Annotated in this window: 20 protein-coding genes; 9 read left to right on the plus strand and 11 right to left on the minus strand. The window is 60.0% G+C overall.

Annotated features, from left to right (window positions below; all coding sequences use genetic code 11):
• The 3 genes from CLV74_RS03835 to uvrB all read right to left on the minus strand — a co-directional run bounded on the left by CLV74_RS03835 (window position 1) and on the right by uvrB (window position 3,501).
• Window positions 1-483 (minus strand): anthrone oxygenase family protein, encoded by a 483-nt coding sequence (locus CLV74_RS03835; protein ID WP_106262894.1) that lies wholly within the window; start codon window positions 481-483, stop codon window positions 1-3.
• Between the two features lie 72 nt (window positions 484-555).
• Entirely contained in the window at window positions 556-1,245 is a 690-nt protein-coding gene (locus CLV74_RS03840; protein ID WP_106262895.1) for a hypothetical protein, read from the minus strand.
• A gap of 60 nt (window positions 1,246-1,305) precedes the next feature.
• Window positions 1,306-3,501 carry an excinuclease ABC subunit UvrB gene (uvrB, locus tag CLV74_RS03845; protein WP_106262896.1) on the minus strand — a complete coding sequence of 732 codons (2,196 nt, stop codon included), beginning with the start codon at window positions 3,499-3,501 and terminating at the stop codon, window positions 1,306-1,308.
• Window positions 3,502-3,730: 229 nt separating this feature from the next.
• Between uvrB and CLV74_RS03850 the strand changes: the two genes are divergently transcribed.
• On the plus strand, window positions 3,731-4,042 hold the full coding sequence (locus CLV74_RS03850; protein WP_106262897.1) for an ETC complex I subunit: 312 nt from the start codon (window positions 3,731-3,733) through the stop codon (window positions 4,040-4,042).
• Between the two features lie 73 nt (window positions 4,043-4,115).
• On the opposite strand, the gene CLV74_RS23350 is transcribed toward CLV74_RS03850, so the two are convergent.
• Window positions 4,116-4,238 (minus strand): hypothetical protein, encoded by a 123-nt coding sequence (locus CLV74_RS23350; RefSeq protein ID WP_281260639.1) that lies wholly within the window; start codon window positions 4,236-4,238, stop codon window positions 4,116-4,118.
• Between CLV74_RS23350 and CLV74_RS03855 the strand changes: the two genes are divergently transcribed.
• Together CLV74_RS03855 and CLV74_RS03860 are read left to right on the plus strand one after the other, a co-directional pair.
• Entirely contained in the window at window positions 4,237-5,172 is a 936-nt protein-coding gene (locus CLV74_RS03855) for an MYG1 family protein (RefSeq protein WP_106262898.1), read from the plus strand. The two genes, CLV74_RS23350 and CLV74_RS03855, sit on opposite strands and share 2 nt — an antisense overlap.
• A 17-nt stretch (window positions 5,173-5,189) precedes the next feature.
• Entirely contained in the window at window positions 5,190-5,822 is a 633-nt protein-coding gene (locus CLV74_RS03860) for an alpha/beta family hydrolase (RefSeq protein ID WP_106262899.1), read from the plus strand.
• A 113-nt stretch (window positions 5,823-5,935) separates the two neighbouring features.
• Here CLV74_RS03860 and CLV74_RS03865 read toward each other — a convergent pair whose 3' ends face one another.
• Window positions 5,936-6,472 carry a hypothetical protein gene (locus CLV74_RS03865; protein WP_106262900.1) on the minus strand — a complete coding sequence of 179 codons (537 nt, stop codon included), beginning with the start codon at window positions 6,470-6,472 and terminating at the stop codon, window positions 5,936-5,938.
• 260 nt (window positions 6,473-6,732) lie between these two features.
• Between CLV74_RS03865 and CLV74_RS03870 the strand changes: the two genes are divergently transcribed.
• Complete coding sequence (locus CLV74_RS03870; RefSeq protein ID WP_106262901.1) at window positions 6,733-7,881, plus strand: muconate/chloromuconate family cycloisomerase; 1,149 nt, start codon at window positions 6,733-6,735, stop codon at window positions 7,879-7,881.
• Window positions 7,882-7,908: 27 nt separating this feature from the next.
• On the opposite strand, the gene CLV74_RS03875 is transcribed toward CLV74_RS03870, so the two are convergent.
• Window positions 7,909-8,799 carry a LysR family transcriptional regulator gene (locus CLV74_RS03875; protein WP_106262902.1) on the minus strand — a complete coding sequence of 297 codons (891 nt, stop codon included), beginning with the start codon at window positions 8,797-8,799 and terminating at the stop codon, window positions 7,909-7,911.
• Between the two features lie 108 nt (window positions 8,800-8,907).
• Window positions 8,908-9,783, minus strand: coding sequence for a dioxygenase family protein (locus tag CLV74_RS03880; RefSeq protein WP_106262903.1), 876 nt, complete (start codon window positions 9,781-9,783; stop codon window positions 8,908-8,910).
• 248 nt (window positions 9,784-10,031) lie between these two features.
• Here CLV74_RS03880 and CLV74_RS03885 point away from each other — a divergent pair, with 248 nt between their 5' ends.
• Window positions 10,032-10,412 carry a hypothetical protein gene (locus CLV74_RS03885; RefSeq protein ID WP_245888453.1) on the plus strand — a complete coding sequence of 127 codons (381 nt, stop codon included), beginning with the start codon at window positions 10,032-10,034 and terminating at the stop codon, window positions 10,410-10,412.
• A complete protein-coding gene (locus CLV74_RS03890) occupies window positions 10,409-11,242 on the plus strand; it encodes an alpha/beta fold hydrolase (protein WP_106262904.1) in 834 nt (277 codons plus the stop codon). Before CLV74_RS03885 ends, CLV74_RS03890 begins: the two co-directional genes overlap by 4 nt.
• A 33-nt stretch (window positions 11,243-11,275) precedes the next feature.
• On the opposite strand, the gene CLV74_RS03895 is transcribed toward CLV74_RS03890, so the two are convergent.
• From CLV74_RS03895 to CLV74_RS03905, 3 genes are read right to left on the minus strand one after another with little or no spacing between them, the layout of a single operon-like run.
• On the minus strand, window positions 11,276-12,202 hold the full coding sequence (locus CLV74_RS03895; protein WP_245888454.1) for an FAD:protein FMN transferase: 927 nt from the start codon (window positions 12,200-12,202) through the stop codon (window positions 11,276-11,278).
• Window positions 12,183-14,375, minus strand: a complete 2,193-nt coding sequence (locus CLV74_RS03900) for a PepSY domain-containing protein (RefSeq protein ID WP_106262905.1) — start codon at window positions 14,373-14,375, stop codon at window positions 12,183-12,185. The genes CLV74_RS03895 and CLV74_RS03900 overlap by 20 nt, the downstream gene beginning before the upstream one ends.
• A gap of 9 nt (window positions 14,376-14,384) precedes the next feature.
• A complete protein-coding gene (locus CLV74_RS03905) occupies window positions 14,385-14,855 on the minus strand; it encodes a DUF2271 domain-containing protein (protein WP_106262906.1) in 471 nt (156 codons plus the stop codon).
• A 168-nt stretch (window positions 14,856-15,023) separates the two neighbouring features.
• On the opposite strand from CLV74_RS03905, the gene CLV74_RS03910 reads away from it, so the two are divergent.
• The gene (locus CLV74_RS03910; protein WP_106262907.1) at window positions 15,024-15,683 is read left to right on the plus strand and encodes a response regulator transcription factor; all 660 of its coding nucleotides are present in this window, start codon (window positions 15,024-15,026) and stop codon (window positions 15,681-15,683) included.
• A gap of 8 nt (window positions 15,684-15,691) precedes the next feature.
• Window positions 15,692-16,999 carry an ATP-binding protein gene (locus CLV74_RS03915; protein WP_211299005.1) on the plus strand — a complete coding sequence of 436 codons (1,308 nt, stop codon included), beginning with the start codon at window positions 15,692-15,694 and terminating at the stop codon, window positions 16,997-16,999.
• Window positions 17,000-17,016: 17 nt separating this feature from the next.
• Here the strand turns inward: CLV74_RS03915 and CLV74_RS03920 are convergent, their stop codons facing one another.
• The gene (locus CLV74_RS03920) at window positions 17,017-17,898 is read right to left on the minus strand and encodes a LysR family transcriptional regulator ArgP (protein ID WP_106262909.1); all 882 of its coding nucleotides are present in this window, start codon (window positions 17,896-17,898) and stop codon (window positions 17,017-17,019) included.
• An 88-nt stretch (window positions 17,899-17,986) separates the two neighbouring features.
• On the opposite strand from CLV74_RS03920, the gene CLV74_RS03925 reads away from it, so the two are divergent.
• Complete coding sequence (locus CLV74_RS03925) at window positions 17,987-18,589, plus strand: LysE/ArgO family amino acid transporter (RefSeq protein WP_106262910.1); 603 nt, start codon at window positions 17,987-17,989, stop codon at window positions 18,587-18,589.
• The last annotated feature ends 107 nt before the right edge of the window (window positions 18,590-18,696 follow it).

Genomic DNA, 18,696 nt, shown 5'->3' on the forward strand with positions numbered 1-18,696 from the left:
TTAAAGGTAGATCAGAGCAAAGCCGACACACGCAAGACTGACACCCGAGGCGACCGTGCGGATGATGTTCCACAACTGCCAACGCTCTGCATAGGCGTGCCAGACTGCATCGGCGCGAGCGGGATTTAGCACAATCGTCATATTCGCCAGTGCCTCATTCATGGGCACGTTCACCAGCGCAGTGGGCATGAAGGCTCCGAACACGTAGATCAGAGCGGCGGCTAGAAATAGCCGGCCCGACCGGATGCTGCCCGAGAAATAGGCACCGCTGGCCACGGCAATCAGCGAGACCGGCGTCAGGAAGAAAGCAGGGAAGAAGACGATATTGCGGACCGAGGCATTCATGGCATTCATCGCCTTGATCGCCGCGTCAGGCGACAGCATGTTCAGGCCCCAGATCGTCGAGCAGATCCACGCGTAGAAAAATCCGAAGATTGCGCCGGTCAGCAGAAGGCTAATGACGGCAAAAACGCGCAGTACCATAAAATACCCTTTGGTTGATGTGGTTTCGCATTCTTATACGCTAGGTTTTTAGGAAACAGGCGGCAAAAATAATTAGAAGTCCTGCCATAGGATCAGCCGTAAGTTGCCGTTTCCATTGGAAATAGGCGTGGAATAGCCGACCAGCAGATGCCGCCCTTTGAGAAGCTGGATTCCAGTGACCAATTCCAGCTTTCTTTCGGTCTTCTCGGAGGTCTTATATTCTTGCAGTTGCATATAGGTTTTGGCCCAAGGGGCGGGGCTGACCCCAAGGGTTAGGTTTGACTGGTAGCGTACCTCTAACCCCTGCCAGACCTGATAGCGCGAGAGGTCATATGTCAGCCAGCCAGAGCCAATCGGGCTAGAAAAACCACGCCCGATGGCAAGGCCTAGGCGCAGCTCGGCCGGGGGCAGGTCAAGGCCCCAAACGCCTTCATAGAAATAGGTGTAGGTTGTGGGGGCATAGATGATCTGGGCGGTTCCGTTGCTGCGTTGCGCCAATCCGAAATCCAGCGCGATTTGGGTGCGCCCGAGGGAAAAGGCTTTCGACAGGACCACGGAAATATGACCGGTCGCGTCGTGATTTGCAGAGCCTTCCGCAATTGCCGTCCAATTCCGCCCCATGCCGAATTCCAGATAGAGGTCGCCGTAACTGTCTTCGGTCGCACTGATCGCGGCAAAGCCGGTTCCCTTTTCGCGCGACCACGGACCGGCGAAGGTGAGTTGGGGCAGAAAAAGTAGACAGCACAGCAGCACGATACGCATGGGGCCAAGCTGCTGTGAATTGGTTAACGCCCGATTAACAGGCGTTAACGGGGTACTGAATTACCGGCGGCGCTTCACATTGCCGCCACGCTGACCGGCACGGCCTGCGGTGCTACGGCCACGGGATTTGACGGCCTCTTCCTGCGCGGCCTCAACCGCGGACTGGCGGGCCAGCGGATCGTCGGCAACGGCCAGATCGACAGCCTCCAGACGTTTGATCTCGTCCCTCAGGCGTGCGGCCTCTTCGAATTCGAGGTTCTCGGCGGCTTTGCGCATATCCGTCCGCAGACCTTCCAGAACGGCTTGCATGTTGCTGCCCTGAAGGCCCTTGTCGATGGTCGCGGTGACGCGCGACATGTCGGTGTCGCCTTTATAGAGACCGGCCAGAACATCATCGATGTTCTTCTTCACTGTTTCCGGCGTGATCCCGTGCTTTTCGTTATAGGCGATCTGCTTTTCGCGGCGGCGGTTGGTTTCGGCAATCGCGCGCTCCATGCTGCCGGTCATCCGGTCGGCATACATGATCACCTTGCCTTCGGCGTTTCGCGCGGCACGGCCAATAGTCTGGATCAGCGAGGTTTCCGAGCGCAGGAAGCCCTCTTTATCCGCGTCCAGAATGGCCACCAGGCCACATTCGGGAATATCCAGGCCCTCACGTAGCAGGTTGATGCCCACTAGCACGTCAAAGGCCCCAAGGCGCAGGTCGCGCAGGATTTCGATCCGCTCGATCGTGTCGATGTCGCTGTGCATGTAGCGCACGCGGATGCCCTGTTCGTGCAGGTATTCGGTCAGGTCTTCGGCCATGCGCTTGGTCAGAACTGTCGCCAGCGTCCGCATGCCAGCGGCAGCCACCCTGCGGATTTCGTCCAGCAGATCGTCCACCTGCATATCCACGGGGCGGATTTCGACCACAGGGTCCAGAAGGCCGGTGGGGCGGATGACCTGTTCAGCAAAGACACCGCCCGATTGCTCCATCTCCCACGCGGCGGGGGTGGCGCTGACAAAGATCGACTGGGGACGCATGGCGTCCCATTCCTCGAACTTCAGGGGGCGGTTGTCCATGCAAGAGGGTAGGCGGAAGCCGTGTTCGGCCAGCGTGAACTTCCGACGGTAGTCGCCCCGATACATAGCGCCGATCTGCGGCACTGAAACGTGGCTTTCGTCCGCAAACACAATCGCGTTGTCGGGAATGAATTCAAACAGGGTAGGCGGCGGCTCGCCCGGAGCGCGGCCCGTCAGATAGCGGGAATAGTTCTCGATCCCGTTGCAGACGCCCGTGGCTTCCAACATCTCAAGATCAAAGTTGGTGCGCTGTTCCAGACGCTGCGCCTCTAGCAGCTTGCCGTCCTTCACCATCAGATCAAGCTGCTGGCGCAGCTCTTTCTTGATGCCGTTGATGGCCTGCTGCATCGTCGGTTTCGGCGTCACGTAGTGCGAGTTTGCATAGACGCGGATTTTGTCAAAGGTATCCGTCTTTTGACCCGTCAGCGGGTCAAATTCGGTGATCGCCTCTAACTCTTCGCCAAAGAACGACATCCGCCAAGCGCGGTCTTCAAGGTGGGCGGGCCACAGTTCCAGCACGTCTCCGCGAACACGGAAGCTGCCGCGCTGAAAAGCTTGGTCATTGCGCCGGTACTGCTGTGCTATCAGATCCGCGATCACCTGCCGCTGGTCGTACATGCCGCCCACATGCAAGTCCTGCGTCATGGCCCCATATGTCTCGACCGAGCCGATACCGTAGATACATGAGACCGAGGCCACGATGATCACATCGTCCCGTTCCAGCAGCGCCCGCGTGGCCGAATGGCGCATACGGTCGATCTGCTCGTTAATCTGGCTCTCTTTTTCGATGTAGGTGTCGCTGCGGGGCACATAGGCCTCGGGCTGGTAGTAGTCGTAGTAGGAAACAAAATATTCGACGGCGTTTTCAGGGAAAAACCCTTTGAACTCGCCATAGAGCTGCGCGGCCAGCGTCTTGTTGGGCGCAAGGATGATGGCGGGGCGCTGGGTCTCTTCGATGACCTTGGCCATCGTAAACGTCTTACCCGTGCCGGTGGCCCCCAACAGCACCTGGTTCTGTTCCCCATCCAGAATGCCACCCTTCAGCTCTTTGATGGCTGTCGGCTGGTCGCCAGCGGGCTTGAATTGGGTCTGCATGACGAACGCCTTGCCGCCTTCCAGCTTTTCGCGGGCGCGAACATCGGCCCCGTGCGCCAGATTGGAAGGGTCGGTTTTGTCAGAGTGGGCGTACGGCATCGGGCAGATTCCTTTATCAGCCCCTTCAATGTGGTCCAAAACGGGAACACTTCAACCCCGATTCCCGTGTGCGGGGCGGGGAATGGGGCGAAAAGGCCTCCGTGTCGCGGGCTATGAAGGGCTCGGCATGATCGACATGGGTGAAAACAGCGCAATTTTCGGAATCCCGCTTGCCCATTGGCCTGTGATTTTACATATGTCTCCTATCAGGTACCTGTAGGAGGCCCCCATGCGCGCACGCATCTATCGTCCCGCCAAGACCGCTATGTCGTCTGGCACTGCCAAGACCAAGCAGTGGGTTCTGGAATTTGCACCCGCCAGCGCACGTGAAGTGGATCCCCTGATGGGCTGGACCAGCAGCACCGATACGCAGGCTCAGGTCAAAATGCGTTTTGACAGCAAAGAGGCCGCGATCGAATATGCCCAAGAGCATGGTATCGAAGCTACCGTGACCGAGCCCAAGACCCGCAAGCCCAACATCCGCGCCCGCGGCTACGGCGAGAACTTCGCAACAGACCGCCGGACCGCTTGGACCCACTAAGTTTGTAGATCGGGGTAAAGTTGTCTCGAAATCGGGGCAAAGATTTCGCGGAACCCCAGATTTAGATTTCGGCCTATGTGGCGCACAACATGTTGATGCTGGCCGCGCCGCTGCTGAAATCCCCCGAAACTGACTTCCACAGGGCGACCCAACCGGTCGCCCGTTGTATTTCCAGACCTGCCAGAGTGCCCATCATGACCATCACCCACCTCGTTACCCACAATGGCGGCTTTCACGCGGATGAGCTGCTGTCCTCGGTGATCCTGACCCGCCTTTTCCCGCAGGCCGAAGTGGTGCGCACCCGTGACGCCGCTTGGATCACCCCGGGTGAGGGCAAGATCATCTACGACGTGGGCCGCGATTATGATGCCGAGGCGGGCATCTTTGATCACCACCAGCGCCCCAATCCCGTGCGTGAGGATGACCAGCCCTACAGTTCCTTCGGTCTGATCTGGAAGCACTACGGTCTTGAGTACCTGCGCGCCTTGGATATCCCCGAGGCCGATCTGGAAGACATCCACGCCAGCTTTGAGCAGAGCTTCGTCCTGCCCATTGACCTGATGGACAACGGCGCGATGAACCCCTCAGTTGCGGGGCCGCTGACGTCTCTGACGCTGTCGGTCCTCTTGGAAAGCCTGAAGCCCGTCTTCGACAACCGCAGCCCCGATGCGGACGACAAAGCCTTTGCTGAGGCCCTGCCGATTGCGCGGGCCTTCGTTGAGGCGTCGATCACCAAGAAAGCTGCCAAGCGCCGCGCCGAAGCGATGGTGACCAAAGCCATCGCAGACGCGGGCACCTCGCGCATTCTGGAACTACCCATGGGGATGCCGTTCCGCTCGGCCATCGAGGTGACGGGCGCAGATCACCTGCTGTTCGTGGTAAACCCCCGCGACACGGATTGGTCCATCGGCGGCATCCGCATCAGTGGTGACAGCTTTGAACAACGCGCCGATCTGCCCGCTGCATGGGCTGGCCTCACAGATGAGGCGCTGGAAGAGGCCAGCGGGGTCAAAGGCGCCAAGTTCTGCCACAACGGCCTATTCATCGCCGTGGCCAGCACTCGCGAAGCGGCCATGAAGATGGCTGAGCTGGCCGTGGAAGAGGCTGAGCGCACAAGCCCCGCCGCCTGATCCCGCAGGAGGGCGACATGGAGTTTCTGCTGAACGGAGACGAGAAGGGGCGCACAACGATCCTTCTGGCCCACGGTTCTGGCGCGGCGATGGACACCCCTTGGATGGACATGGTTGCCGAAGGGCTGGATGCCCAAGGCTTCCGCGTTGCCCGTTTCGAGTTCAGCTACATGGCCGCCCGCCGCACGGGCGGCTCGAAACGCCCGCCTGCCAAGGCCGAGACCTACGCGCCGGAATTTCTGGCGGCCATTGACGCACTTGCCTGCGACGGCCCGCTGATCATCGGCGGCAAAAGCATGGGCGGCCGCGTGGCCAGCCTGATTGCTCAGGACCTTTATGACGCGGGACGGATCAAGGGCCTCTTGTGCCTCGGCTTCCCGTTCCATCCGCCGAAGAAACCCGACACCCGACGGGGCGAGAACCTGGCCCAGATCACCTGTCCCACCCTCATCTGCCAAGGTACCCGCGATCCCTTCGGCACGCGGGAAGAGGTGGCGGGCTACGACCTATCCGATGCCGTCACCCTGCACTGGCTGGAAGACGGCGATCATGATCTGAAGCCCCGCAAGCGGGTGACGGGAAAGACGCTTGAGGACTATCTCTTTGCGGTCGTCGAGCGAACCATGGGTTGGGTGAACTCCAGTCACTGATGAGATTGGTTAATGTTCGTCTGGTGATCATGAGTCACCCATGAATGGGTCACCCATACATGTCTCATCGCGTTGGGCGATAATTGTGGCGTAGTCCTTTGTTTCTCCATTGATTATGTCGGGGAACATAATGTCAGAGAGCAGGGCAATGTCCCCGAAGTGGCTGGTTGAGTTTTCGGGGAATCGCCAATGGAAACCAGATATCCAATCCCATCTTTGCGAACCTCAAGCGTTTTGGGGTGCGCGAAGAATGCACCGTCATGGTCCATCGCAAGTACATCAGACATCTTGCGAATGAAGCTATCAATTTCTTCTTGGCCAGAGGGCGTATCGGGCTCTTTAAAAGGCACCCAGAACCCGCAGAGACCCGCCCCTACCTCCTCAACCAGCGCCAGCCCAGAGAATGGGGTGTTTGAGAGATCAACGATCTGGTCGGCGCTATAGTAGTGTCGCGTGCTTAAGTTGCGGGTGTGAACTGCGCCTGCTGGTACAGGATCACCAAATCTGAACCCGAAGAAGGTCGAAGGCTGGATTTCCTCGTATGTCCCCTCTGCACTGAAGAGGTCCGTAAAATCAGCGGACAGTGCATCTGTTGGTATCAATACCGACAGGCCAATGAGTGTGCGGGAAACTGATAAGGAAACAGACATGGAAAACTCTCCAGCAGAAAATGAAGTGGTATCCACGTTAGCTGAAGTAAGATGTTAGAAATTCTAAGGAAATATCTGGGCGATTTCTTGGTTGCCGTGAAACTTCAAGATGGGTCTGTCTGCGGGCTCCGCCGTCAGAGATTGCGGGACTGATGCGGACAGATTGGCGGGTATCAACCGATACCCCGCCCGTTATAGACTAGAAGCCTCTGCGCGCAGCATGGTGAGGCACACTTGAATGACGCAACGGGAAGAGCCCAGTGACCAAGATCGACCGCATCGAGACCAGCATTCTAGAGATCCCGACCATTCGGGGGCATGTTCTGTCGATGGCCACAATGCGCACGCAGGTAATCGTATTGGTGTCTGTGCGGTTCTCTGACGGCTCTGTCGGGATCGGTGAAGGCACCACGATTGGGGGCCTCAGTTATTGTCTGGAAAGCCCTGAAAGCATCCAGTCCGCGATTGAAACCTACATTGCTCCCGTTCTTGAAGGGCGCGACGCGGATGATGTGAATGGTGCGATCTACCTGATGGATAAGGCCGTGCGCGGGAATGCCATCGCCAAAGCCGCGGTCGAGATTGCCCTTTGGGACGGTTTGGGCAAGCGTCTTGATGTCTCAGTCGCGACCCTCTTTGGCGGGGCGGTACACAAGCAGTTGCCGGTGGCTTGGACCCTTGCTTCGGGCAATTCTGAGACTGACATCGAAGAGGCGCACCAGATGCTGGAGAGCCGCCGTCACAACATCTTCAAGCTAAAGATCGGCAAGCATCCGGTGCGTGATGACGTGGAGCATGTGCGCCGGATCAAAGAGGCGGTGGGCGATAAGGCCAGCGTTCGCGTGGACGTCAATCAGGCATGGACACTGACCGAGGCCCGTTGGGGCCTGGCTGGTCTTCAGGATGCGGGGTGTGAGCTGGTCGAACAGCCGATCAGCGTCAAGGACCTGTCTGGCATGACCGAACTGACCCAAGGCTATGAGATCGCCGTTATGGCGGATGAGGTGCTGAACGGCCCCGAGGATGCCTTTGCCGTCGCGGCGGCCCGTGCGGCCGATGTGTTTGCGGTCAAGGTCGCCCAGTCGGGTGGCTTGAAACGGGCCAATGAGGTTATCGGCATCGGCCAGTCGGCTGGCATCGGCCTTTATGGCGGGACCATGCTGGAAAGCGGGCTAAGTACGGCGGCAGCGCTGCAACTATTCGCAACAGTGAACACTCTTGAATGGGGAACCGAGCTGTTCGGGCCGCTGCTGCTTGTCGATGAAATTCTGGCAACGCCTGTGGGCTACAGTGATTTCTGCGTAGAGGTGCCCACGGGCGCTGGCCTGGGCGTGGCGCTGGATCAGGACAAGGTCGCCTATTATCGCCGTGATCGCAGCCGCAGCGTGTCGGCGCTGGCTGGCGAATAGGCCGGACCTCTGCGCCTGCCGGACCGTTTAAAAAGTCTTGCGGGCGACCTTTTGCGAAATCCGGACAAAGTTCTGGACGTGCACGCTTTGATCATCCAGCCGGTAATTCACGGACAGCGAGGTTCGTGCGATCTCGGGCTCGATCGCTAGAAAGCGGATGCCGTTGCGCGGGGCATTTCGCACGGATTCCGGCACCACACAGATCCCTTCGCCAATTGCCACAAGGCTCAGTGCTGTTTGCAGGTCCATCGTGAACATCCGCAGGGGTGTCGGGTATCCGGCGGCCTCACAGGCGTTGATCACAACATCTGCGTAACTGGGGCGGGGATATTCGGGATAAAGGATCAGGTGGTGCGCCTTTAGCAGTTCAAGCGGGGCGTGATCGCGTGTGCCGGTCTCGATTGTATCGGGCAGGGCAAGCACCAGCTTTTCCTGATGTAGTTCTTTGGTGATGAACTCGGGGTCTTTCAGGGCAGGGCGGGCGAAGGCGATGTCCAGCTCGCGCGAGACCAGCGCTCGATGCAACTGGCTGTTGTTCATGGGGATCAGGCTGAGGTTCACATCGGGGAAATTCGCGCGGAACGATTTCACGATGTTCGGCAATATCCCGTAAGTGGCCGAGCCGACAAACCCCACCCGCAGACGCCCTTCGGCCCCTTGTCCCAGCCTGCGGACTTCAAGCCGCGTATCCTCGATCTGGGCAAAGATGGATTTGGCCCGCACCAGCAGACGTTCGCCCGCTTGCGTCAGGGTCGTGGTGCTGCGTCCACGGTTCAGTAGAACCGCGCCCAGTTCCTCTTCCAGCTGTTTGATCTGCCGGCTGAGGGGCGGCTGCGCGATGTCCAGCCGTTCGGCGGCGCGGCCAAAGTGCAATTCCTCGGCGACAGCGATGAAATAGGTCAGATGTTTCAGGTTCAAGATCGTGTTCCCCTAACGCACTTGATCCGCGCACAATCGCCCGAGCGCGTCCATGAGAAAAGGCCCCCATTGTGCAATGGAGGCCTTTCCAATCAGTTGCTTTGGCACTTACTCGGCGGCCATTTTGGATGCGGCAGCGGCATTTTTCAGAACGAAGTCGAATTCAATGTGCAGCTTGGTGCCCAGTTCGGGCGCGGCGGGTTTGAACTTGCCGATCAGGCTTTCCTTCACCGCGAACACGCTGTCATCTTCCAGCCAATCGCTGTCGGCGTCATAGATCTGGCTGATCAGCTGCTGATAGCCGTCCTTCGAGATGATGAAGTGCATATGTGCAGGGCGGTTCGGGTGGTGGCCCATATAGCGCAGCAACTCGCCCGCGGTTTCATCATCGGGGATCGGGTAGGGGACAGGACGGACGGCGACAAAGGCGTAATGGCCGTTCTCATCGGTCTCGAACCGACCACGCAGGTTGTATTCGGGCTGATCGGGGTCAAGGTTCTCATAGACGCCGTTGGGGGCATCTTCCCAGATGTCCATGGTGACGCCGGCAATGCCGTTGCCCGCCTCATCGCGGATGTAGCCTTCGTAGTAGACGGTTTCTTCATCATCGTAGTGCTTCAGAATGACCGAGCCGCCTTTGGGCAGAACCGGCGGGTTCTCACGATAGAATGGCCCCAGAACGGTGGATTCACTTTCAGAGCCTTCAATTGGGTTGGTCATCATATCGACCAAAACTTCGACCCCTAGAATATCCCCCAGCAGGATGAATTCCTGACGGTTCTCGTTGCAGAGCTTACCGGCGCGGGCCAGATAATCGCAGACGGCCAGAAACTCCGAATGCTGAAGCTTCACGTCCTTGATGAAGCCATGCATGTGCTTGAGCATCGAGACCATAATCTCGCGCTGGCGATCATCGATGTCGCCGTGCTTGCCCAGACTGTTGATGACGACATCGGTAATGTTGTCGATATTCACGATACCCATTTAGCAATCCTCCTCCGAAACGTTGCCGTGGCGAACGTCCTCCGCCGCTCGTGTTGAAGGGGACATTTGACGAAAAGACCGGGCAACCCAATGCGCGCAGGGGTATCGGGTGATACCGGAAACAAGATGCAACACGCGATTGCTCCATCATAGGTGAAGAAGGGTATCAGCCAATACCCTCAGCCCTATCGCGCGGGAAGCTTTGACTGTGGCACCAAAGGCCCGGACACAGCGAACGGGAGGGTATCGTGCTGGAGAAATTTACCTTCATGCAGGCGGAAATCGCGCGCAGACCGTATCTGCAGCGCCTCGGGGCACTGTTTTCGGAAACCGTGTTGGTGCAGATCGACGATCAGGAATTCTATCTGACCTTTGACAAGGGCCAGCTGGTGGATCTGGCGCAAGGGATCAGCCGCAAGACGCCTTGGACCTTTGCGATCCGCACCGACGCAGAGGCACTGTCCGAGTTCTGGACCGCACGCCCCAAACCCGGATTTCACGACATTTTCGGCCTTGTGAAACTGGGCCGTGGCCGGATCGACGGCAACATTCTGACGCTGGTCAAGAACCTGCGTTTCTTCAAAGACGTGATGGCCCTGCCGCGCGAAATGCAGGAGGCTGCTCAATGACCATCGAACCTATTTGCGGCCGCTACCTGACTGTGCAAATCGACGGGACACCCCAGCGCATCTATTTCGAAGAGGCCGGACAGGGGCGTCCTGTGATCTGCCTGCATACGGCGGGGGCCGACACCCGTCAGTGGCGGCATCTGATGAACACGCCAGAGGTCACAGGACGCCATCGCCTGATCGCCTTTGACATGCCGTGGCACGGGAAATCCCTGCCGCCAGAAGGGTTCCAGACGCAAGAATATCTCCTGCAAACGGATGCTTACATCAAAACCGTGCTGGCTGTGATTGACGGTTTGGGTCTGGAAAATCCGATCCTTGCGGGCTGCTCGATGGGGGGGCGTATCGCGCTGCAACTGGCCGCGCTGCATCCCGACAAGTTCAGCGGCTTTATCGCGATCGAGGCGTCGGACTTTCAGCCCGCTTGGTATGACATTGACTGGTTCCACCGTCCTGACGCGCATGGTGGCGAGATGGGCGCGGCTTTGGTCAGCGCCAATATCTCGCCCTACGCGCCCGAGGCCGAGCGTTGGAATACCCTGTGGATGTTCATGCAAAGCGGTCCCGGGGTGTTCCGTGGTGATCTGAATTTCTACACCAAGGACGACAGCTTGATTGCCCGTCTGCCGATGATCGATACGGCAAAGACGCCGGTCCATATTATCGTCGGCGCCTACGATCTGACCTGCACGCCCGAAGATGCCAAGCGCACTGCCGACCAGATCCCCGGCGCGACGCTGGCGGTGATGGACGAACTAGGCCACTTCCCCATGAGCGAGCATCCAGACGGCTTCCTGCCGTTTTTCCGGCACGGCCTTAGCCTGATGTGACAATTGTTGCGGGTAGGGTAGGTCGGACGCGCGTTACTGGCGGGTCAGGAACATGGCCTTGATGCCTTTGGCCTTGGCCAGCGTGCGTCCGGCCTCTTCGCCCAAGACAAGAAAAACGGTCGCCCATGCATCCGCCATCATGCAAGTTTCTGCCAGCACGGTGACAGAGCACAGGGCGCCCGACACAGGCCCCCCGACGCGGGCGCTCATGGTGTGGCTAAAGCGCTGGCCCTGAATATCGACCCAGTGGCGATAATCGCCCGAGGTGGCAATTGCGCAGTCTTCCAACTCGACCACGGAATGGATGCCGCGGCTGTCGTAATCGGGTACCTCGATCCCTACGGGCCAAGGCTGGCCATCTGGCCTGGTGCCGACGCAGCGCAGGTCGCCATCAATGCCGCAGGTCAGGGCTTTGACGCCAAAACGGGCGGCGGTTCGGACCAGTTCATCCGTGCCAAAGCCCTTGGCGATCCCGCCCAGATCAAAGCGGGCAGGGGCAAGCTTGCGGGCAGATCGGGTCTTGGGGTCCAATTCCAGAACGGAATGGGCGGGCTTGGGTTTTGACCCGCGAAGTAGCGCTTCAATGCGCGAGGGATTGGAAGGTTCGGGGCCGAACCCCCAAGCGCTGACCAGATCGCCCACCGCAATATCAAAGGCCCCGCCAGAGGCGCGCCCCACCTGCAAGGCGCTGTCCAGCACGGTGAACATCTGTGGCGGCACCGGCATCCATTCGCCAACAGGCGCGCTGTTCAGCCGGTTCAGGGCGCTGTCCGGTTTCCACAGAGACATCTGGTCATCCACCGCATCGACCGCCGCTTGCAGCGCTGCCAGTAGCGGGTCGCTGTCAGCGGGGCCGTCAAAGTAGGTGACATACCAGTGACTGCCCATGGTCGGGCCGTTCAGGCTGATCCGGTTTGTCTCATCCGGCAGTGTGGCGGCTTCAGAAGACATCAGCAGCATAGCGGTTTTCTTTCCGAAGGCTGTCAACGGTCAGGCCAAGGGGCGCAAGGATCTGGTTCAGGGCTTCGGCCACGCCGGACCCCATGTTTTGACTGCCACATATCATCACCCGTGCCCCGTCAGTTATCAGTTGTTGCAGGCGGGCGGCGTCATCTAGCAAAGCCTGCTGCACATAGCGCGGGCGCATACCGCGCGACCAAGCTAGCGCGACCGAGGCCACTTGCCCGTGATCCGCCCATTGCGTCAGTTCTTCAGCATAAGGCAGGTCGGCGCCGGTCGAGCGGCTGCCATAGAACAGATGCACCTGTTGCCCGTTTGCGGCGCGGGCGAAACCGGCTAGCGGGCCGATCCCTGCGCCAGCGCCGATCAGGATCAGGGGTTTGTCGTCGCGGGGCACGTGGAAGGCTGGGTTGGGCCGGACTGCGGCCTGTATCTGATCGCCCGGCTTCAGGTCAAAAAGCTGCCCGCTGCACAGGCCGCCTGCCTTCTTGCGGACGCAGATCTCAATGAACCCGTCGGCGGTGGCAGAGGCCAGCGAATAGCTGCGCGGGCTGTCCGAGGCTTGGGGCAGAACATCCAGCAAATCGCCTGCCTCAAACTGCAGTTTGCCACGGCACCAAAGGCGCTGAGGCAGGCTGCGGTGGGGCAGGGCAAAGCGCAGGATGGCGGTCGGGGCCTGCACATCCTCGCCATAGACGCGGGATGAGGTCAGCGTTAGCGGTTGCACTTGCACAGGGTCCAGCGCCCCCAGGATATCATTCAGTGCGATGCCTGCGGCCTGTCCCCATGCGTCTGCCCAAGTGGCAAACTCGGATGTGGATTGGCGGTTGATGCACGTCAGCGCCAGCGTTTGGGGCCAGCCTTTGGCGGTGATCGCGTCTGAAACCGTATGGGCATAGCCGCAGAAGGCAGGGTAGCCATCGTCGCCAAAGCCAAGGACGGTTATCGCGGCGCTTGGCGCATCCGCTGCCTCCAGAGCGGTCAGGAAATCGGCCGCTGTTTCGGGGGCATCGCCGTCGCCATAGGTGGCGGCGAACAGCAAGATATTTTCTGCCCTCTTGTAGGTCTGAGGGGCGAAATCATTCATCTTGGCCAGATGCACGGATTTGCCTGCTGCATGGGCACATGCGGCAAAGGCGCGGGCAAAACGCCATGTGGTTCCCCCTTCGGACCCCACAAGGACCACCACATCCGCCGCTTGTGCGCGGGTTTGCGGCACCTCTGCTTTGCGCGAACGGCCCGACAGCCAGACGAGCAGGCCAGTGCCCGACAGAACCGGAACCGAAAGGCTGATCAGCCCCAACAGCAGCCCCAGAACCGAGGCACCTTGTCCCGTGTGCAGCAAATGCATCAAGTCCATGACTTTCGAGGACATCGGGCGATCGGCCCACGTCAGCATCTGGCCCGTGGCGGGATCGATGTAGCCTGCGCCTGCGTCGGTTTCGACCTGCCAGGCCTGACCGGGAATGCCGGCGCGGGGCAGGGTGATCTGGCGCAGGCTGTCGCCAGAGATGGCCACAAGGGCAGGCAGTTGGCTCGGGGATGCGGCGGTATCTGTGCTGACGGACATGGGGAAGGCAGGTTGCGGGCTGCCCTCTTCGATTAGCCCAAGGGTCGAGGCCCCCATCCACAGCCCCGACAAAGAGGACACCAGCAGGCCGATGATCGCAAATCGCGCCAGGCGTAAGTGCAGGTTGCCCGCACCATCGCCGAGATCGCGGCTGAAAATCTTGCGCCAGCCGCCAAGCCGACGCGCCGCCAACCACAGACCACTGAACCCCAGTGCGATCATCGCGCCGGTGGCGATCAGCACGATGATATGGCCAGTGTCGGATAGCAGCAGCGCACGGTGCAGGTTCTCGAACCACAGCTCGGTTTGGCTCTGGGTCACAGGGCCCAGAACAGCGCCGGTCGCAGGATCAATCACCTGCTGGACAAAACCATCGGGGCCAAAGGCCACGGCGGTCATGACGTTGTTGTCGTTGACCAGAATTTGCTCGACCCCCGGCGCCGATTGCATGACTGCCTCGGCCAGAGCGCCCGCGTTCAGGCGGGCGCTGGTCCGGTCGGCGTCCAACAGCGGAAAGACTGACAGGATCGTACCCGTCAGGGAAACCACAATCAGGATCAGCGCAAAGCCGATGCCCGCATATCGGTGCAAAGAGCGGAACATGGTCAGACCTCACATATCAAAGCTGAACGAGGCCACATATCCGCGACCCGCCGTCGTTTGGCCTGCCGTGCTTTGATCAAGGGGCATGATGATCTCGGCGGGGCTGTTTGGCATGTGTTCAACGGCGGCGTCCATGCGGATCTGGTAGCCTGCGTTGATCAGAGCGTCCTCAACCTCGACCGAGATTTTCAGGGATTGGCCCGACCCGACCGACGCGCCGCTAAGGCCCGCGATTTCTGACGATGATCCGCCTGTGCCTGCGTACCATGCCGACAGGTGGTCCCACCAACGGGATTTGCCCGACGCGATCCACACATGGCGCACGAATTTCCCCTGCGCGTCGGTGATGTAATAGGCCAGATAGGCATCTTCGCCGCCGTAGTTGCGCAGGGTCGTGTTGATTGTCACCTCGGCGGCATTCGCAAGACCGGGGGCTGTCAGGGCAGTGGTCGCTGCAAGCAAAGAGGACAATAGCTTCATTGGAATTCTCCGTGGCTCGAAAAGGGCGCGCAAATAGACTTTTACGCCGTCTGCGGTCCCTTCTCTTTGATCTGGCTGAAGCGAACCTGAAGCAGATGCCCAAATGCCTTCAGCTTGCCTTCAGGTTCACAGAAGAGTGTAAAGGTTGTGCAGACAGCGGGGGTGAAAATGCGTGTTTTGCTGATCGAGGACGACAATGTGCTGGGTGGCGCAGTGGCGGACCAGATTCGCGCAGACGGTCACGGCGTGGATCGGGCGGCTCGGCTGGTGGAGGCGCAGGAGGCGCTGGATGCGCAGCCCTTCGATCTGATCTTGCTGGATCTGATGCTGCCGGACGGGCGCGGCATTCCGTTTCTGAAAGCCTTGCGGGCGCGGGGCGATGTGACGCCGGTCATCATCCTGACTGCGCTGGATCAAGTCAGTGACCGGATCGCAGGGCTACAGGCAGGGGCCGATGATTATCTGGTGAAACCTTTTGATCTGGCTGAACTGTCCGCGCGGATCGGCGCGGTCTCGCGCCGTTATGCGGGCAACCCCAATCCGCTGGTTGAACTCGGGGATATCCAGATTGATCTTGGCGGGCGTGTTGTGACGCAAGCCGGACGGCTGGTTGCCTTGACCGCCCGCGAATGGGCGCTGCTTGAGGCATTTGCCAGCCGCCCCACCCAGCTTTTCACCAAAGCGCAGCTGGAAGAGCTGCTGTACAGCTTTGACGACAGTGTCGGCTCAAACACGATTGAGGTGCACGTCAGCCATTTGCGCAAGAAACTGGGCAAGGGGCTGATCGTGACAGAACGGGGCATGGGTTATCGGTTGGGTCAGCCATGAGGCGAACCTTGTCCCTGACCGCCCGCATCGGGATTTTTACCGGCGCACTGGTGACAGTGCTGTGGCTGGTTGCGTCCATCATCACGGTCGGCAAGCTGTTCCATGAAGTGGATGAGGTTTTTGACCGCGATCTGAAGGCCACTGCCGAGCGTTTGCTGCCGATCATCATTCACAGCCGCGAAGACAAAGAGGACGACGACGATTATGAGGGCAAAGACCTGCGGCGGATGCAGGCCGAGGCTGATGATACGGTCTTTGTCGCGACCTCTGACCGGCACGGGCTTTTGTTGCGCTCGGGCGAGGCGGCGGATGTGGATTTCCCGACGGCTGAGGGGTTTTCCCGCGATGACACTTGGCGGTTCTACGTGGATCGTGCGCGACGCGGGGATGTGACGATAGCGGTGGCGCGGCCTTTGGATGCACGGCGGGCGCTGTATCGGCGGGCCTTGATGGCCTCGCTCTTGCCTTTGCTTGCGGTGGTGCCGCTGGTGATCTTTGGCATCTGGTTTGCCGTGCGTCGGGGGCTGCGCCCGCTGGACGGGGTGCGGGATGAATTGGCAAAGCGCGGGCCGATGAATCTGTCGCCTCTGCCCATGTCCGGTCTGCCGTCCGAATTGGCGCCAGTGGTGGCCTCGGCCAATACACTGATGCAGCGGATTGAGGCAGGCTTTGAAGCCGAACGCAACTTTGCCGCCAATGCTGCCCATGAGATGCGCACGCCTGTGGCGGGGGCCATCGCTCAGGCGCAGCGGTTACAGGTCGAAAGCCGCGATCCCTCGGTCCGCACCCGCGCTGCTGAAATTGAGGAAACCCTCAAGCGTCTGAACCGCTATACCAACAAACTGATGCAGATGGCTCGCGCCGAAGGGGCGCGACTGCGGCTGTCAGAGCAGATGGATTTGCGCCCCGTCGCGCAGATGATTGCCGAGGATTTCACCCGTTCCGAAAAAGCAGGGGACAGGATTGTTCTGGACCTGCCCCATGGGCCGGTGAACAGCGATCTGGACCCTGATGCCTTCGGGATCGTGTTGCGCAACCTGCTGGAAAACGCCTTGCGTCACGGGGGCGGGGACAAGGTGCATGTGCGCTTGTCTGATTGTAAAGAATTGTGTGTGTCGAACGCGGGCGCAAACTTGCCCCCCGAACAGATCACCCGCCTGACCCAGCGCTTTTCCCGTGGCGACGGGGCTGGGGATGGCACGGGGCTGGGGCTGTCGATCGTCAGCATTATTGCCGAGCGTAGCGGGGCGCAGTTCCAGATCACCTCGCCCTTGCCCGATGATACTGACGGGGTGATGGTGACGTTCCGCTTTTGAATGATGCGGGCTGTTTTCTAGGCCAGATATTGCCGCGCTGCCTGTTTGATGGCGTGCGTCAGCGGGGCGATGGCTTCGGCCATCAGACGGCTGAACTGCCAGTAGAGGGCCGAGTCGTAAGGGTGTGCAGGGGCCAGCGGCACAAGGGTTCCGGCCTTCAGGTAGGGTCGGGCCAGAATTTCGGGGTGCATCGCCCATCCCATTCCCAAAAGGCACGCATCCAGAAAGCCGTGAGTTGATCCGATCCGGTGCTGGCGCAGCGCCGCCCGATGGCAGCGGCCTTGGGTGAACTGATGCACCCAGTCCTCTTGCAGCTTGTCCTTGTCGGAAAAAACCAGCGTCGGAGCTTGCATTAACGCTGCATCAGTCGGTCCGTCCGGCATCCAGCGCTGCATATAGGCGGGGCTGGCCGCAGCCACATAGCGCAGGTTCCCCAAGGAGAGCGTGTCGCAACCCTGCACGGGCCGCGCCTGAGAGGTCACGGCCCCCGCAACCTCGCCCCGCGAAAGCCAATCGCGCGAGGCGTTCTCATCGTCGATGATGGTGTCAAAGAGGAGCCCGTCGCATTGGGCCAAAGCGGGCAGGAACCACGTGGCCAGACTGTCCGCGTTCACGGCAATCCGGACCGTGGCGGTATCGGGCGGCGTGCCGGTGATCTCGGACCGGACCTGACGTTCCAGCAGGGCGATGGTGTCATAGTGCTGGATCAGGCGCAGGCCGGTCTCGGTGGCGCGGCAAGGTTGGCCGCGCTGGATCAGGACGGTGCCGACTTGTTCCTCAAGCGCCTTGATCCGCTGAGAGATCGCGGACTGGCTGACGTGCAGCTGACTGGCGGCCTGATCAAAGGTGCCGCGCCGATGAACGGCGGCCAAAGCGGCCAGATGGGCAGGGTCGAGCATTAGCAAAACTGATCCAAGTGAAGTTTATCTCATTTTACTAATGTACTTGGCGCCGCTACGTCAAAGGCGGAACGGATAGGAGAGCCCGATGATCGCAACGTTTTTCCAAGGACTTCTGGTGTCGCTGGGGCTGATTGCGGCGATCGGATCGCAAAACGCCTTTGTCTTGCGGCAAGGGTTGCGGCGCGAACATGTGGGGTGGGTCGTGCTGGCCTGCGCCTTGTCGGATGCCATCCTGATCAGCGCAGGGGTTGCGGGGATGGGGGCGCTGGTTGCCTCTATGCCGATGTTAGAGCTGGTGATGCGCTGGATCGGCGCGGCTTTCCTCTTCACCTACGGCGCTTTGCGGTTCAAAGCGGCCCTCAAAGGGGGAGAGGCGCTGGTGCCCGCCGAAGGGCAGGTCACAAGTCTGGCCAAGGTGCTAGCGATCTGCCTGACCCTGACGTGGGCGAACCCCCATGTTTATCTGGATACAGTCCTGCTGCTTGGAACGATTTCCGCGCAATATGCCCCGCTGCATTGGGTCTTTGGCGCGGGCGCAATGATGGGATCACTGCTGTTCTTCACCGCGCTTGGGTTTGGTGCGCGTTTGCTGGCGCCGGTGTTCCGTCAGCCGCGTGCATGGGTTGTTCTGGAGATTATCATCGGTTGCACCATGTGGGCCATCGCCTTGGGGCTGGTGACATCATAGTCCTGTGATCTGCATGTAACGCGGGGCTGTTATACCGAATTGCTAGTATACAAACGCGTAAACCCCGTGTAGGGAGGCCCATCAAAGCCGCTGCCCACAGGTGTTGC

The sequence above is a fragment of the Donghicola tyrosinivorans genome (assembly GCF_003003355.1).
GTDB classification, from domain to species: Bacteria; Pseudomonadota; Alphaproteobacteria; order Rhodobacterales; family Rhodobacteraceae; genus Donghicola; species Donghicola tyrosinivorans.

Excerpts from the sequence above, each read along its gene's own strand:
- CLV74_RS03835 (WP_106262894.1), bottom strand. The coding sequence starts at position 483 with ATGGTACTGCGCGTTTTTGCCGTCATTAGCCTTCTGCTGACCGGCGCA.
- CLV74_RS03840 (WP_106262895.1), bottom strand. The coding sequence starts at position 1,245 with ATGCGTATCGTGCTGCTGTGCTGTCTACTTTTTCTGCCCCAACTCACC.
- uvrB (WP_106262896.1), bottom strand. The coding sequence starts at position 3,501 with ATGCCGTACGCCCACTCTGACAAAACCGACCCTTCCAATCTGGCGCAC.
- CLV74_RS03850 (WP_106262897.1), top strand. The coding sequence starts at position 3,731 with ATGCGCGCACGCATCTATCGTCCCGCCAAGACCGCTATGTCGTCTGGC.
- CLV74_RS03855 (WP_106262898.1), top strand. The coding sequence starts at position 4,237 with ATGACCATCACCCACCTCGTTACCCACAATGGCGGCTTTCACGCGGAT.
- CLV74_RS23350 (WP_281260639.1), bottom strand. The coding sequence starts at position 4,238 with ATGATGGGCACTCTGGCAGGTCTGGAAATACAACGGGCGACCGGTTGG.
- CLV74_RS03860 (WP_106262899.1), top strand. The coding sequence starts at position 5,190 with ATGGAGTTTCTGCTGAACGGAGACGAGAAGGGGCGCACAACGATCCTT.
- CLV74_RS03865 (WP_106262900.1), bottom strand. The coding sequence starts at position 6,472 with ATGTCTGTTTCCTTATCAGTTTCCCGCACACTCATTGGCCTGTCGGTA.
- CLV74_RS03880 (WP_106262903.1), bottom strand. The coding sequence starts at position 9,783 with ATGGGTATCGTGAATATCGACAACATTACCGATGTCGTCATCAACAGT.
- CLV74_RS03890 (WP_106262904.1), top strand. The coding sequence starts at position 10,409 with ATGACCATCGAACCTATTTGCGGCCGCTACCTGACTGTGCAAATCGAC.
- CLV74_RS03895 (WP_245888454.1), bottom strand. The coding sequence starts at position 12,202 with ATGCTGCTGATGTCTTCTGAAGCCGCCACACTGCCGGATGAGACAAAC.
- CLV74_RS03900 (WP_106262905.1), bottom strand. The coding sequence starts at position 14,375 with ATGTTCCGCTCTTTGCACCGATATGCGGGCATCGGCTTTGCGCTGATC.
- CLV74_RS03905 (WP_106262906.1), bottom strand. The coding sequence starts at position 14,855 with ATGAAGCTATTGTCCTCTTTGCTTGCAGCGACCACTGCCCTGACAGCC.
- CLV74_RS03910 (WP_106262907.1), top strand. The coding sequence starts at position 15,024 with ATGCGTGTTTTGCTGATCGAGGACGACAATGTGCTGGGTGGCGCAGTG.
- CLV74_RS03920 (WP_106262909.1), bottom strand. The coding sequence starts at position 17,898 with ATGCTCGACCCTGCCCATCTGGCCGCTTTGGCCGCCGTTCATCGGCGC.
- CLV74_RS03925 (WP_106262910.1), top strand. The coding sequence starts at position 17,987 with ATGATCGCAACGTTTTTCCAAGGACTTCTGGTGTCGCTGGGGCTGATT.